General features: G+C 64.9%; 14 protein-coding genes. 2 read left to right on the forward strand and 12 right to left on the reverse strand.

The features are described from left to right. The coding region (locus DNJ95_RS19255; protein WP_165492434.1) for an Rpn family recombination-promoting nuclease/putative transposase at positions 1 to 421 on the reverse strand (421 nt) is incomplete at its 3' end. 197 nt (positions 422 to 618) lie between these two features. On the opposite strand from DNJ95_RS19255, the gene DNJ95_RS16870 reads away from it, so the two are divergent. Beyond that, entirely contained in the window at positions 619 to 1,152 is a 534-nt protein-coding gene (locus DNJ95_RS16870) for an RNA polymerase sigma factor (protein ID WP_420824401.1), read from the forward strand. Continuing rightward, positions 1,149 to 2,096: a FecR family protein gene (locus DNJ95_RS16875; protein WP_131185898.1), complete on the forward strand. Its 948-nt coding sequence runs from the start codon at positions 1,149 to 1,151 to the stop codon at positions 2,094 to 2,096. The genes DNJ95_RS16870 and DNJ95_RS16875 overlap by 4 nt, the downstream gene beginning before the upstream one ends. Before the next feature lie 66 nt (positions 2,097 to 2,162). Here DNJ95_RS16875 and aauR read toward each other — a convergent pair whose 3' ends face one another. The 11 genes from aauR to hemC all read right to left on the reverse strand — a co-directional run bounded on the left by aauR (position 2,163) and on the right by hemC (position 14,120). Continuing rightward, positions 2,163 to 3,485 carry a two-component response regulator AauR gene (gene aauR, locus DNJ95_RS16880; protein ID WP_131185899.1) on the reverse strand — a complete coding sequence of 441 codons (1,323 nt, stop codon included), beginning with the start codon at positions 3,483 to 3,485 and terminating at the stop codon, positions 2,163 to 2,165. Then, positions 3,482 to 5,272: a sensor histidine kinase gene (locus tag DNJ95_RS16885; RefSeq protein WP_131185900.1), complete on the reverse strand. Its 1,791-nt coding sequence runs from the start codon at positions 5,270 to 5,272 to the stop codon at positions 3,482 to 3,484. The genes aauR and DNJ95_RS16885 overlap by 4 nt, the downstream gene beginning before the upstream one ends. 84 nt (positions 5,273 to 5,356) lie before the next feature. Continuing rightward, a complete protein-coding gene (locus DNJ95_RS16890) occupies positions 5,357 to 6,391 on the reverse strand; it encodes a type II asparaginase (RefSeq protein WP_420824402.1) in 1,035 nt (344 codons plus the stop codon). 162 nt (positions 6,392 to 6,553) lie between these two features. Beyond that, a complete protein-coding gene (locus tag DNJ95_RS16895; protein WP_131185902.1) occupies positions 6,554 to 7,288 on the reverse strand; it encodes an amino acid ABC transporter ATP-binding protein in 735 nt (244 codons plus the stop codon). After that, entirely contained in the window at positions 7,285 to 7,953 is a 669-nt protein-coding gene (locus tag DNJ95_RS16900) for an amino acid ABC transporter permease (RefSeq protein WP_181953404.1), read from the reverse strand. Before DNJ95_RS16900 ends, DNJ95_RS16895 begins: the two co-directional genes overlap by 4 nt. Beyond that, positions 7,950 to 8,696 carry an amino acid ABC transporter permease gene (locus DNJ95_RS16905; RefSeq protein ID WP_131185904.1) on the reverse strand — a complete coding sequence of 249 codons (747 nt, stop codon included), beginning with the start codon at positions 8,694 to 8,696 and terminating at the stop codon, positions 7,950 to 7,952. The genes DNJ95_RS16900 and DNJ95_RS16905 overlap by 4 nt, the downstream gene beginning before the upstream one ends. A gap of 148 nt (positions 8,697 to 8,844) precedes the next feature. After that, positions 8,845 to 9,753, reverse strand: coding sequence for a glutamate/aspartate ABC transporter substrate-binding protein (locus DNJ95_RS16910; RefSeq protein WP_131185905.1), 909 nt, complete (start codon positions 9,751 to 9,753; stop codon positions 8,845 to 8,847). Positions 9,754 to 10,056: 303 nt separating this feature from the next. Further along, a complete protein-coding gene (locus DNJ95_RS16915; RefSeq protein WP_131185906.1) occupies positions 10,057 to 11,265 on the reverse strand; it encodes a heme biosynthesis HemY N-terminal domain-containing protein in 1,209 nt (402 codons plus the stop codon). After that, positions 11,262 to 12,398, reverse strand: a complete 1,137-nt coding sequence (locus DNJ95_RS16920) for a uroporphyrinogen-III C-methyltransferase (RefSeq protein ID WP_420824398.1) — start codon at positions 12,396 to 12,398, stop codon at positions 11,262 to 11,264. The genes DNJ95_RS16915 and DNJ95_RS16920 overlap by 4 nt, the downstream gene beginning before the upstream one ends. Positions 12,399 to 12,414: 16 nt before the next feature. Then, positions 12,415 to 13,185, reverse strand: coding sequence for a uroporphyrinogen-III synthase (locus tag DNJ95_RS16925; RefSeq protein WP_131185908.1), 771 nt, complete (start codon positions 13,183 to 13,185; stop codon positions 12,415 to 12,417). Beyond that, a complete protein-coding gene (hemC, locus tag DNJ95_RS16930) occupies positions 13,182 to 14,120 on the reverse strand; it encodes a hydroxymethylbilane synthase (RefSeq protein WP_131185909.1) in 939 nt (312 codons plus the stop codon). The genes DNJ95_RS16925 and hemC overlap by 4 nt, the downstream gene beginning before the upstream one ends. Positions 14,121 to 14,516 lie beyond the last annotated feature (396 nt).

Here is a 14,516-nt window from a genome sequence, read left to right on the forward strand (position 1 = left end):
GGTGGCACAGATCGCTTAGCCGGGTGGAATGCCGCCAGGGCTTGAAGCCGTTGTAGAGCACCAGCGGCAACACCGGCGGCAGCCGTCCATCGCGGGTCAGCCGGCCCTGCTTTTCCAGTTGCTGCCAAAACAGCCCGATATAGGTCAGCAGGCGTAGGGCCATGAAGCGGTCAGGCGTGGACTGGAATTCCAACAGCAGATACAAGTAGACCCAGTCGTCATCGCCCAGCCTGAGCCGCCATACCATATCCTCATAGCGGCCCTGCATATCCTCGCTGACGTAATGCCCGTTGAGCATCTCCAGACTGGTGAAATCCACCTGGCCGACCCACTCTTGGGGCACGAAGCCCAGCAGCAGGTCGCGTACGAACTCCGGGTTGGAGAACAGCAGCTTGTAGCCGGTGTAGTGGTCCTGGGCCATGTCCCGGTGCCCTGTATAAATGACATGCGGGGCAGATGCTGCCAGTTTGTGCGAAGAGATTCCGTGACCGGTTGCACACTTCGGACAATCCAGAAGCCGGGTAGACCCACAGGCCCCTTCCCCGAGCGATTGGCATTGCCGTGGAGTGTACGAGTTGTGATAATTCCGCGAATCGTTCTCGTTAACCAGGATCAATGATCCCAGGAGTGCCCTTGCCGCACCAAGAGTCCGCCAAACGCAACCTGGTAGAGAACCTCTACCGCCAGCACCGCGGCTGGCTGGTTGCATGGTTGCTGCGCGGCCAGGGCTGCCCGCAGAGAGCCGAGGACCTCAGCCAGGACACCTTTCTGCGGCTGCTCAGGCGTAGTGACCTGCTGGTTCCCAGGGAACCACGCGCGCTGCTGACCAGCATCGCCAAAGGCCTGCTGATCGACCACTTCCGCCGCTGCGCACTGGAGCGCGCCTACCAGGCGCAACTGGAGCAGTTGCCCGAGGCCCTGCAACCCAGCGAAGAAGAGCGACTGCTGCTGTTCGAAACCTTGAACCGCATCGACACACTGCTCGGGCGCCTGTCCAGCAAGGCCCGCGCCGCGTTCCTGCATAGCCGCCTGGACGGCCTGGGCCATGCCGAGATCGCTGCACGCCTGGGCGTTTCCGTGCCCCGGGTGCGCCAGTACCTGGCACAGGCCACCCGGCAGTGCTACATCGCCCTGTACGGCGAGCCGACATGAATCTCGAGCCGGTATCGGCTGCCGTACTGGATGCGGCCATCGCCTGGCAACTGCGCCTGCAGGAAGACGATACCCGGGGCTGCCAGGCGGCACTGGAACGATGGCTGGACGAAGCGCCGGTGCACCGCCGGGCCTGGCAGCAATTGCAGGGTATCGACCGGCACCTGGCCAGCGTCGACAATCCACTGGCGCGCCAATTGCTGCAACGCCCCCGCGAGCGGCGCCTGCCGCGCCGCGGCCTGCTCGGCCTGGCGCTGCTGGCGGCGCTCGGGCTCGGCATCGCCCAGCACCGCCCGCTGGGCGACTGGCTGGCGGATGAACGTACGGGGCGGGGCGAGCAACGCAGCCTGACGCTGACCGACGACAGCCATATCCGCCTCAACAGCCTCAGCGCCCTGGATATCCGCTTCGACGAACGCCAACGTACACTGTACCTGCGCAGCGGCGAGGTGCTGGTGGAAACGGCCGGCAAAGCGGACCCGCGCCCCTTCATCGTGCAGACCGAACAAGGCTCGCTACGCGCCCTTGGCACGCGCTTCCTGGTACGCCGGGAAGGCGAGCGGACGCGGCTGGTGGTGCTGCAATCGGCGGTCGAGGCCAAACCGCTGGGCCGGCAACCAGCGCGCGTGGCCCGTGCCGGAGAACAATTGCTGATGGCCCGCGACCATCTCGGCCAGGCGGAACCGGCGCCACTGGCCGCCGATGCCTGGAGCAAGGGCATGCTGGTGGTCGAGGACATGCCGCTGGCGGAACTGCTGGCGCGGCTGGGCGAGTACCACAGCGGCTACCTGGGCCTGGATGACTCGCTCAAGAACCTGCGCATCAGTGGCAGTTTCCCGCTGCACGATACCGACAAGGCTCTGGCGGCCCTGCCCGCCAGCCTGCCGGTACGCATCGAACGCCTCACCGACTGGTGGCTGATGGTCCGAGCCGCCCGCGATTGAGCGGGAAGCAGCTTCAAGAAGTCATGCTGGGACGGCCAGCGGGAGGCGTCGCGCCCATGGCCCGGATCAAAGCCCATACTTCCTGGCCTTGTCGAATAATGTGGTCTTGGCCATGCCGAGGCTCTGGGCGGCCTGGCTGAGGTTGCCGGCGTGGCGCTCCAGGGCATCGGCGAGCAGGCTGCGCTCGAAGGCTTCCACCGCCTCGGCGAAGCTCGGGCCGTTGCCGTCGGGGGACTGGTCGCAGTTCTTGAAGACCGGCAGGCCGAGGGCGAAGCGTTCGGCGACGTTGCGCAGCTCGCGCACGTTGCCCGGCCAGTCGTGGGCCATGAGCATGGCGATGGTCTGGCGGTCCAGTTCCCGCGGGCTGCGGTCGAAGCGCAGCGCCGACAGTTGCAGGAAGTGCTCGAACAGCAGGCTGATGTCTTCGCGGCGCTCACGTAGCGGCGGCAATTCCAGGGTGACCACGTTCAGCCGGTAATAGAGATCGCTGCGGAACTGTCCGGCCTTGCCCAGTTCATCGAGGTCGGCCTTGGTCGCGGCGATCACCCGGCAATCCACCGCGATCGACTGGTTCGAGCCGAGGCGCTCCAGGCTGTGTTCCTGCAGTACGCGCAACAGTTTGATTTGCAAGGCGATGGGCATGCTCTCGATTTCATCGAGGAACAGGCTGCCGCCATGGGCGTGTTCGATCTTGCCGATACGGCGCTTGCCGGCGCCGGTGAAAGCATGCGCCTCATGGCCGAACACCTCGCTCTCGAACAGGCTTTCCGGCAGGCCGCCGCAGTTGAGCGCGACGAATTGCCGGTCGCGGCGCCTGCCGAAATCGTGCAGGCAACGCGCCACCAGTTCCTTGCCGGTACCGGTTTCCCCCTCGATCAGCACGTTGGCATCGGTATCGGCGACGTTCTCGATCAGCGCCCGCAATTGCTGCATCGCCGGCGAACGGCCGATCAGGCGTTGCTCGAGCGCCTGGCGCCCGGCCAGTTGCCGCCGCAACGACGAGACTTCGCGAGCCAGGCAACGCTGTTCCAGGGCACGGCGGGCGACATCCACCAGGCGCTCGGGGGAAAAGGGCTTCTCGATGAAATCATAGGCGCCGTCACGCATCGCACCGACCGCCATGGAAATATCGCCATGCCCGGTGATCAGTACCACTGGCAGGCCGGGGTCGCGCTGCTTGAGACGTGCCAGCAGTTCCAGCCCGTCCATGCCCGGCAGGCGGATATCACTGATGACGATCCCGGCGAAATCCTCGCCAATGCGCTGCAGGGCCTCTTCCGCACTGCCGACACCGATACTGGGTATGTCCTCCAGCGCCAGCGCCTGCTGGCAGCCGAGCAGGACGTGTGCATCGTCCTCGACGATCAGGACGTTCAGTGTCTGGCTCATGCTCCGATCCTCTTCAGGCACAGAATGAAAGCGCTGCCACCTTCGGCGGGATGCCGCACCGTCAGGCTGCCACCGGCCGCCGCCGCCAGGCTGGCGGACAACGTCAGGCCAAGGCCCAGGCCCTGCTCGCCCGGTTTGGTGGTGAAGAACGGCTCGAACAGGTGAACACGCAGCTCCGGCGAAATGCCTGGGCCATTGTCGCGGACCTCCAGCCGGTACTGGCCGGCGCTGGCGGCGCCATTCAGCCAGAGACGCCGCTCGGGCTGTTCGCCCATGGCATCCAGGGCGTTGGCGACCAGGTTGACCAGAATCTGCTCCAGGCGGGTCTGGTCGATACCCAGCCGGGTGCCAGCGTCGGTTTCGATCTGCCGCTCGATCTGCACGTCCAGCCGTTGCAGCCGCGCATGCAGCAGGAACAGCGCGGCATCCAGTGCCTTCTCCAGCTCGGCCTCGCCCTTGTCGTCGGAACGCCGGGCGAAGGCGCGCAGACTGGCGGTGATCTTGCCCATGCGGTCGACCAGGTCGCCGATCGCCTGCAGATTGGCGCTGGCGGTGTCATGGGCGCCACGCTGGAGAAAACGCACGGCATTCGCCGACAGCGTACGCAGGGCCGCCAGGGGCTGGTTCAGTTCGTGGGCGATGCTGGTGGACATCTGTCCGATCACTGCCAGCTTGCCGGCCTGCACCAGTTCGTCCTGGGTCTTGCGCAGGTTACTCTCGGTCTGCCGGCGCTCGCGGATCTGCCTCTTGAGGCGCTCGTTGCTGGCACGCAGGTCGGCGGTACGCTCGGCGATACGCCGCTCCAGTTCGCCATTGGCGTGCTGCAGCGCCTCGCGCGCCGCCAGCCGCGTGGCGATGACCTTGCGCCGCTCGTTCCAGGCGATCAACAGGAACGCCAGCAGGGCGCAGGCCACTGCGGCCAGGGTGGCGTGGCTCAGGGCTTCGCGCCGCAGGTCGTTCATCGGCGTCAACAGCGTCAGGCGCCAGGGCGTGTCGCTCAGGGCACGGCTCTGCGCCAAGTAGCTGACCGGCTCATGGTAATCCGCCATTGTGGTGGCGAAACTGACCTGCTCGATGCCAGCGCCCAGGGTCATGCTCGACAGCGGCTGCAACTCCTCCAGCGCCGACCAGTGGTATTGCAGGCTGCGCGCCAGCCGCTCGCGGGTGGCCTCGTCCAGCGGGCGCAGCGACTTGAGCCGGCGCGCCGGATTACTGGAGAGGATGATGATGCCGTTCTCGTCGCTGACATAGGCTTCCAGGCGCGCCCGCGCCCAGCGTTCCTCCAGGGCATCGAGCTTGACCTTGACCACCGCCACGCCGATCAACCGCTCGCCGTCGCGCAAACCATGGGCCAGGTAGTAGCCCGGCTCGCCCACAGTGCTGCCGATGCCGTAGAAACGCCCGGGCTGCCCCTGCATGGCGTCCTTGAAATAGGCACGGAACGACAGGTCTTCGCCCAGGTAGCTGTCCGCCTGCGCCCAGTTGCTGGTCGCCACCACCCGCCCGTCGGTATCCAGTATATAGACGGCCAGACTGCCGCTACGCAGGTTGAGGCCCTCCAGGTATTCGTTGACCAGTTGCCGGCGGTAGCCGGTGGGCGTGCGCAACAGTCGCCCGACACTGGCCTCCAGTTCTAGCAGGCTGGGCAGATAGGTGTACTTGGTGATTTCGCTTTCCACCGCGCGGGCATGCAGCTCCAGTTGCCGTTCGCCACTCTCGGCAAGGGCGCGGATGCCCGTACGTTCGCTGAGGTGGTAGCCGGCATAACCGCAGGCCAGCACCAGCATCAGGATCGACAGGCTTGGCAGTAGATGGCGAATGGCGCGTTCTCACATAGGCGCGAAGGCGCGCGCTGGGCGCGCGCCCAGCGGTCAGTATTCCCAGAAGATGCGTTGCAGTGCCTGGCTGTCGGGGTTGCCGGTCAAGGCGACCATCGCCAGGATACGCGCCTTCTGCGGGTTCAGGTCATGGGCGACGACCCAATCGTTGGCGTCGTCGGGCTGCTCGGCGTTGCGCAGCACGAAGCCGCCCTGGTTGACCCGCGACGAACGGATGATCTGCAACCCATCGGCACGCAATGCCTTGAGGGTCGGCACCACCGGCGCCGCCACCGAACCATTGCCGGTGCCGGCGTGGATGATCGCTTTCGCGCCGGCCTTGGCGAAGGCCTGGTAGGCGGTATCGTCGAGGTTGCCATAGCCGTAGGCGATATCCACCCGGGGCAGGCTGTCGATTTTCTCGATATCGAATTCCGAGGCGGTGGTGTGCCGCTTGAGCGGCGCCCGGAACCAGTAGCTCTTGCCCTCGACCACCATGCCCAGCGCGCCCCAGGGGCTCTTGAACGCCTCGGTGCGGATGTTCACCGCTTTGCTCACATCGCGCCCGGAGTGGATCTCATCGTTCATCACCGCCAGCACGCCCTTGCCACGGGCAGTGGCATCACGCGCCACGGCCACGGCGTTGTACAGGTTGAGCATGCCATCGGCGGACATCGCGGTGCCCGGGCGCATGGAGCCGACCAGCACCACCGGCTTGTCGCTGTGGATCACCAGGTTGAGGAAGTAGGCGGTTTCCTCCAGGGTATCGGTGCCATGGGTGATGACGATGCCATCGACATCCGCTTGTTTCGCCAGCTTCGCCACCTGCCGTGCGAGTTGCAGCAGGTTGTCGTTGGTGAAGCTCTCCGAAGCGACCTGGAACACCTGCTCGCCGCGCACGTTCGCAAGGTCCTTGAGCTCCGGTACACCGGCGACCAACTGCTCCACCGGCACCTTGGCCGCCTGGTAGGTAGCGCTGTTGGCGGCGCTGGCCCCGGCCCCGGCGATGGTACCGCCGGTGGCGAGGATCACCACGTTGGCCAGTTTCGCCTCGGCATCCGTCGTGCGGGCATGGGATACCGGCGGCATCAGCAGGACCAGCAGCAGCCCCAGCGGGGCGATTCGGTTCAACAATATCTTCATCGGGTATCTCCTTGGGTAAAGGTGGCTGCAAGCCGCATCAGTGTGCGAAGCGGGGCGAAAACCTCTTCAACCTTTTCTTCCCGCTTCAAGCTTGCAGCTATATTTCCGTCAATGCTGAAGTATCTTGGCCAGGAACTGCTGGGCACGCTCGGAGCGCGCCGACACGTCGCCGAAGAACGCCTCCTTCTCGCAGTCCTCGACGATTTTCCCGGCATCCATGAAAATCACCCGGTCGGCGACCTTGCGTGCGAAACCCATCTCGTGGGTCACGCACATCATGGTCATGCCCTCCTGGGCCAGTTGCACCATGACATCCAGCACTTCGTTGACCATCTCCGGATCGAGCGCCGAGGTTGGTTCGTCGAACAGCATCACCACCGGGTCCATGGCCAGCGCGCGGGCGATCGCCACCCGTTGTTGCTGGCCGCCGGACAACTGGCCGGGATGCTTGTGCGCGTGCTCCTTGAGGCCGACCCGCTCGAGCAGCGCCAGGCCCTTTTCCCTGGCCTCGGCCTTGCTACGGCCGAGCACCTTGATCTGCGCGATGGTCAGGTTCTCGGTGATGGTCAGGTGCGGGAACAGCTCGAAGTGCTGGAATACCATGCCGACCCGCGAACGCAGCTTCGGCAGGTTGGTCTTCTTGTCGGCGATGGAAGTACCGTCGACCACGATATCGCCCTGCTGGAACGGCTCCAGCGCGTTGACGCACTTGATCAGGGTGGACTTGCCCGAGCCGGACGGGCCACAGACCACCACCACTTCGCCCTTCTTCACATGTGTGCTGCAGTCGGTCAGCACCTGGAAATCGCCATACCACTTGTTGACGTTCTTGATGGAAATCATACGGCTAACCTTTTCTGCAGAAGCTTGACCAGCCGCGAGGCGGCGAAGCTGATGGTGAAATACACGAAACCGGCGAAGATCAGGAATTCATGGGGCTGGCCGATGATGTCGCCCCGCGAACGCGCGGCATTGAGGAAATCCATCAGGCCAACGGTATAGACCAGAGAAGTGTCCTGGAACAGGATGATGCTCTGCTGCAGCAGCAGCGGCGTCATCTTGCGGAAGGCCTGCGGCAGGATGACCAGGCGCATGGTCTGGCCATAGGTCATGCCCAGCGCCTGCGCCGCGCCCATCTGCCCCTTGGGAATCGACTGGATACCGGCGCGCACGATCTCGCAGAAGTAGGCGGCCTCGAACATGATGAAAGCCACCAGGCACGAAGTGAACGCACCGATCGGCGTGTCTTCCCCGGTAATGGCCCGCAGCACGAAAGGTACGGCGAAATAGAACCAGGTGATCACCAGCAGCAGCGGGATCGAGCGGAAGTAATTGACGTAGAGCGCGGCCAGGTTCGACAACAGGCGGTTCGAAGACAGGCGCATCAGCGCCAGCACGGTGCCCAGCGCGACGCCGCCGAGAACGCCCATGACCATCAGCTTGAGGGTCATCGCCATGCCGTCCCAGAGCCCCGGCAGCGCGGGAATGATCTGACTGAAATCCATCACTTGCCCTCCACGGAAATCAGGCCGGGCACCGCCACTTTCTTCTCGACCAGACGCATCATCAGCATCAGGCTCATGTTCAGTGTGAAATAGATCAGCGTGGCCAGGGTGAAGGCTTCGAACAGGTTGGCGGAGAATTCGGCGGTCTGCTTGGTCTGTGCCAGCAGCTCCATCAGGCCGATCAGCGAGGCCACCGAGGAGTTCTTGAAGATGTTGAGGAATTCACTGGTCAGTGGCGGAATGATGATGCGGAAAGCCTGCGGCAGCAGCACATGAATGTAGATCTGCGGCATGCGAAAGCCCATGGCATAGGCTGCGGCGGCCTGCCCCTTGGGCAGCGCCTCGATACCGGTGCGCACCTGCTCGCAGACACGTGCCGCGGTGAACAACCCCAGGCACACCACCACACTCAGATAGGCCGAGGTCGCCGGAGCAAGCTCCTGCTTGAACCAGAGTTCCAGCGATTCGGGCAACAGGTCGGGCACCAGGAAGTACCAGAGAAACAGTTGTACCAGCAGCGGCACGTTGCGGAAGATTTCCACATAGGCCGTGGCGATGCCGGACAGCCAGCGGTTCGGCAGGGTGCGCATCACCCCGAGCAGGGAACCGAGGCCCAGGGCGATCAGCCAGCCGACCAGGGCGATGGCAATGGTCCAGCCCAGCCCGGTGATGAACCAGTCCAGGTAGATCTCGCTGCCGATACCGGTGGACTTGAAGTAGATGCTCCAGTCCCAGTTGTAATCCATGAATGCTCCCCCGAATGAAGATCATGCGGCCGCCAAGGCCGCGAACAGGCATAGAGATCGCACGAAGGAGCGGCCCTGGCCGCGAATGGGTGCAACGCGATGCACCCATTCGCGGCCGAGCCGACGCCTACGGGATGGCGCCGCTGGCTCAGAGTTCTTCGGCCGACTTGTCGGTGGGATTGCCGATCAGTTCCTTGAGCTCATCGCTCATGGGGAAGTTCATGTTGAGATTCTTCGGCGGCACCGGTTGCAGGAACCACTTGTCGTAGAGCGCGTTGACCTCGCCGGAAGCGAATGTCTCGCTCAGTGCCCGGTCGACCACTTGCTTGAAGGGCTCGTCACCCTTGCGCAGCATGCAGCCATAGATTTCATAGGACTGCGGCTTACCCACCACATGCCAGTCGTCGGGCTTCTTGGCCTTGGCCATTTCACCGGCGAGCAGCACATCATCCATCATGAAGGCCACGGCCCGGTTGGATTCGAGCATCAGGAAGGACTCGCCATGGTCCTTGGCCGAGATGACGTTCATGCGCATCTTCTTCTCGGCGTTCATCGACTTGATCAGGCGTTCGGAGGTGGTACCGGCGGTGGTCACCACGTTCTTGCCGGCCAGGTCTTCGAAATCATTGATGCCGGAAGTCTTGCGCGTCAGCAGGCGCGTGCCCACCTCGAAGAAGCCCACCGAGAAGGCCACCTGGCGCTGGCGCTCCAGGTTGTTGGTGGTCGAACCGCACTCGAGGTCCACGGTGCCGTTCTGCACCAGCGGGATACGGGTCTGCGAGGTGACCAGGTTGTAGCGCACCTTGAGCCCGGGCAGTTCCAGTTCCGTCTTCAGCGCCTCGACCACTTTCAATTGCAGGTCATGGGCATAGCCGATGGGCTGGCGCGAATTATCGCCATAGTAGGAAAACGGAATGGACGAGTCGCGGTGCCCGAGAGTGATGGTACCGCTGTCCTTGATCTTCTTCAGGGTGCCAGTCAGCTCGGCAGCCAGCACCGGTGTGGCGAACAGTGCGGCAGTAACAGCGACGCTCAGTAGTTTCGGTATGGTTCGCATAAAGAAATCCTCATGTTTTTGTTATCCGGCACATCAAATCCAGGCACCTGAAGAGCCTGCTCCTGGCTTTGAATTTAGCAGGATCTGTGCCACTTGCCCGGAAAGCGCGCGAACGGCCCAATGCCGCCCTGCGGGGCGTAGAAATGAGAGCTTGTCATGGAAATATCGTTCGGTTTTCCGAACGCGGCGCGGGCGATGAGTCGAAATGGCGAACGGGATTGCAAGCTGCAAGGAAGAGCCGAGAACAGCGCTTGAAGCGCTGGCGGCTTGACGACAAGCGCTGTCCTCGGCTCTTCCTTGCCGCTACTTACCCGCCTCGATCAACTCAAGCCCTTCATGGAACAGCCGGTTGCTGCGCTCGGAGTCACCCAACTGGGCCAGCAGGCGGGCCAGGTCGGCACAGGTATCGGGGCGATGCTCCAGGCGCAGGCTGGCCTCCAGGTAATCGCGGGCCTTGCCCCATAGCTCGTTGCACAGGCTCAGCCGGCCCAGTGCGAGCAACAGGGTCGGGTTTTCCGGCTGGGCCTTGAGCCAGGATTCGGCCAGGCCGAGCTGGCGGGCCGGATCGCGCCCGCGCACCCGGCCATAGCTCTCGACCAGGCGGTCGTCGTACTGGCGCTTGAGCGCCGAGGCCAGGAGCTCCTCGGCCTTTTCCTGTTCGCCCAGCAGCAGCAGGCCATCGGCATGCGCGCGCACCAGCGCCGGCTCGTCGCGCAATGCCCTCGGCAGCGCCTGCCAGCGTTGCTGCAGGGCTTCCAGCCCGGCCTGGGCGGCCTGGCCCAGCGCCGCCGTCCAGGCCAGGCGTTCCAGCTCGGCCAGGCGCGCCGGCGGCAGTACATGCAGCTTGCCCAGTTCCGGCAGCAACTGGCACAGCGCCGGCCAGTCCTGCAATTGCACATAGAGCTGCTGCAACAGCAACAGCACATGGCGATGCCGCGGGTATTCCCCATGCAGGGCCGTCAACGACTCGCGCGCCGGCACATAGTCGCCACGGGCGATCTGCAACTGCGCCTGGGTCAGGCCTATGGCCAGCGCCGCCTGCGGTTCGCGGTCGAGGGCCTTGCCCAGCAGCTCATCGCTCTGCGGGTATTCGCCCAGTTCGTTGGCGGCGCGGGCCGCACCAAGGAAGTGCACCAGCGGCTGAGGGTCATGCTCGGCCGCCAGCCGCAGATGCCCCAGCGCCTGTTGCCACTGGCCCTCGGCCAGCTCGCGCAGGCCCTTCTGCGAGGCATTGGCAACGCGCCGCTGGCGGTGCCGGCGTGACCAAGGGTTGACCCAGGAACCGGAAGCCCCAAGCAGCCCCAATGTCCAGTGGAGCAGAACCGACAACAGCCAGAGGCTCGCCAACAGGCCGAGGAATACCCAGAAACTCGATTCGTAGCGGAAACGGTCATAGCTGATCAATACATAGCCACGGCTCTGGCTGACCGCCCAGCCAAGGAACCCCAGCAGGGCGACGACCAGCAGCAGCCCGAGGAACAACCGGGTCTTGAAGAACGGAAGTCTTTTCATGTCGCGGCTCCCTCGACGGCAGCCGGGGCGGCCTCTTCGTCAGGCGTTCGGTCGTCCTTCTCGCGTTTGTTGACGTAAGCCTGCAGCGCTTGCAGCGCCGGCGCCAGGTCCGGCAGCGTCACCTCGACCTGGCGCTCGCCCAGTGTCTGCAGGCGATCACGCAGGCCCCGGCTGTAGCCGTTCTCCTCGCTGAAATAGTGGCCGATCAGTTCCACCGCCTGGCTCAGGGACTGGCGGTAGACCTCGCTATTGCCGTTGAGCACCGCCCACTGGGCCTGCTCGATGGCCAGCGACAGGGCCAGGCGCACCTGTGCCAGGCTCTGGCCGGCAAGCAGGGGCTTGAGATTGTCATCGGCAGCGAAGTCGATCCGCACATAGCGGGTCAGCTCGTTCAACCAGTGTTGCCAGCGGCTCTGCCCGGCCACCTCGGGCAAGGGTTCACCCGCCTGGAACTCGGGCTGCAGGGTATCGAGCCGGGCGGTCTGGCCTCGCAGTGCGCCCAATTGCAGGAACAGCCCGGTGCGATCCAGTTCGGGCAGGCTGCGCAAGGCCTCCAGCCCTTCCAGCAGTTTCTGTCGCACACCATAGGCCGCCGGGTCGTCCTGCTTCTGCAGGATCAGGTCGGCCTCATGCAACAGCGCCGCCGCACTGTTCACATCCTGCATGGCCGACAGGCGCAACATCGCCATGCGCAACAGGTACTCCGCCTCGGCCAGCCGCCACGCCTCGCGGCTGGCCCCCAGCACCTGCTCGACGCGACCGGACAGGTGTTGCTGTTCGCTCTGCACGCTGGCCAGCAGGCGGCGCCGCTCTTCCAGCTCATCCGCCGACGGCAGGCGCTCCAGCGGCCCCAGCCGCCCTTGCAGGCTCTGGCTGCTTTCGCTCAGTTGCCGGATCTGTGCCTGTGCCTCCTGCAGGGTCTGCAGCCCCTGGCGCTCCTGAGCGTCGGACTGCTGTATCTGCCAGAGGGCGTAGCCGCCCAGCGCGCTACCGGCCACCCCCACCAACAAGGCCAGTACCGCCAGCGGACGCGCTCCAGAGGAGGGCCCGGAGCGCATCGCCGGTTTGGCGGCAGGTTGCCCAGGCAACGCCCTGGTTTGCTCGGAGTCTTTATGCAGATCAGCTTCGCTCACGTTTCCATCCTTTGCATCAAGAAGCGGGTACGGGAGTATCCCGCAACGCCGCCAGCAAGGCCGCGGTTCCGGCACCACGGCAATCCACCACACTTGTAGCGCCCAACTGCCGCGCCTGCTCGGCGACTCTCGGACTGGGCACGAACAAGGGTAGCCCAACGAGCCGGTCCCAGGCATCGCCCGCCAGCCCATACAACGCTTGCAACCCTTCCCCACTGCTGACCACCAGCGCATTCAGCCGTTCCGAACGAATGCGCTCGACCAGCGTGCCAGGCGCATGATCCGACACCACCCGCCGATAGAGCTCGATGCTGTCGACCAGCACACCACGCCCGCGCAAGGTATCGGCAAGCAAGGTCCGACCGCCCACGCCACGCAGGATCAGCACCCTGGGTACGGGTTGCGTCAGGGCCTGCCGCAGGTCCGCCAGAGCCAGCAGCGCTTCGCTGTCATCCGCCCCCTCGGGCCAGCAGGCATCCAGCCCGTAATCGCGCAGGATCTCCCCGGTCGCGGCGCCGACGCTGAACCAGCGCTGCCCGTAGGGTGGTTGCGGCCAATAGCGATCCAGCCGCTGCAACCCCAAGCGTGCCGCCGACTTGCTCACCACCAGCACCGCGCAGTAACGATCCAGGTCGAGCAACAGGGCGCGTTGCTCGGGTGTCTCCGGCAGTGCTTCGATGGCCAGCAGCGGCAAGCTGCTGCTGTGGATACCCTGTGCCGCCAGCGCCTCGGCCAGCAGCCGGGCATCGGCCTCGGGCCGCGTGATCAGCAGGCGCCATCCACTCACGCCGGCCCGGCCCCGGCGTAGACAGCCTGCAGGATCGCGCCGGCGCCCTGTGCCAGCAGGGCTTCGGCGACCCGAATGCCCAGTGCCTCGGCCTGCTCCAGCGGCGCATGCTGTTCGGCGCGCAGCAGCAGCCGGCCATCCGGCTGGCCGACCAGGCCGCGCAACCATAGCTGCTCGTTCTCGATCACCGCATAGCAGGCGATCGGCACCTGGCAACCGCCATTGAGGTGTTTGTTCATCGCCCGCTCGGCCGTTACCCGCAGCGCCGTCGGCGCATGGTCGAGGTAGGCCAGCAACGCGTGCAGTTCGGTGTCGTCGCTGCGGCACTCGATCCCCACCGCGCCCTGGCCGCCCGCAGGCAGGCTTTGCTCGGCACTGATGCTGGAGCGGATGCGCTCGGCGAAACCCAGGCGGATCAGGCCGGCGGCGGCGAGAATGATGGCGTCGTACTCCCCGGCGTCCAGCTTGGCCAACCGGGTATTGACGTTGCCACGCAGGAAACGGATTTCCAGGTCCGGCCTCCGCGCCAGCAACTGTGCCTGGCGGCGCAGGCTGGAAGTGCCGACCACGCTGCCCTGCGGCAGGGCAGCGAGGTTCTCGTAGCGGTTGGAGACGAACGCGTCGCGCGGGTCTTCACGCTCGCAGATGCAGTACAACCCCAGCCCTTCGGGGAAATCCATCGGCACATCCTTCATGGAGTGCACCGCGATATCGGCCTCGCCCTCCAACAGGGCGGTCTCGAGTTCCTTGACGAACAGCCCCTTGCCACCGATCTTCGCCAGCGGCGCATCCAGCAACTTGTCGCCACGACTGACCATCGGCACCAGGCTGACACTCACTTCGGGATGCGCCGCCTGCAGGCGCGCCTTGACGTATTCGGCCTGCCACAGGGCCAGTGCGCTTTTTCGGGTGGCGATACGGATATGACGGGACATCGGGGCCTTCCAGCGAACGGACTGCCGGCGATGATAACAGACGCGGCGCCACGCACAGGGCGTGTGCGGCGTCGTGCCAGGGCGATTGCGCTATACCGTTATTCACCGGAAAGGGACTTCGACAAAAGCGCTGGAGGCTGCAAAGCTGGACGAAAAACACCGGTTGCCACGCTCTTTCGTCCAGCCTTAAGCCTCCAGCGCTGTTTTCAGCGCCTTGCCGTGCATAGCGCGATTGCCCTGGGCGTCGCGCCAGAGTCATGGCCATGTTCTGGTCGAGTGTGTAGGTTGCGACTGGATTGGCAATAGTGTGTCTGGCTTCAGGCTCGTACAGCGCGATCTCGGGGTCAGCGTCCCTTGTGCGAATGCCAGGTGGTGGGACGAGGCACGCGTGAATAC

The sequence above is a fragment of the Stutzerimonas kirkiae genome, from assembly GCF_004327335.1.
GTDB lineage: Bacteria > Pseudomonadota > Gammaproteobacteria > Pseudomonadales > Pseudomonadaceae > Stutzerimonas > Stutzerimonas kirkiae.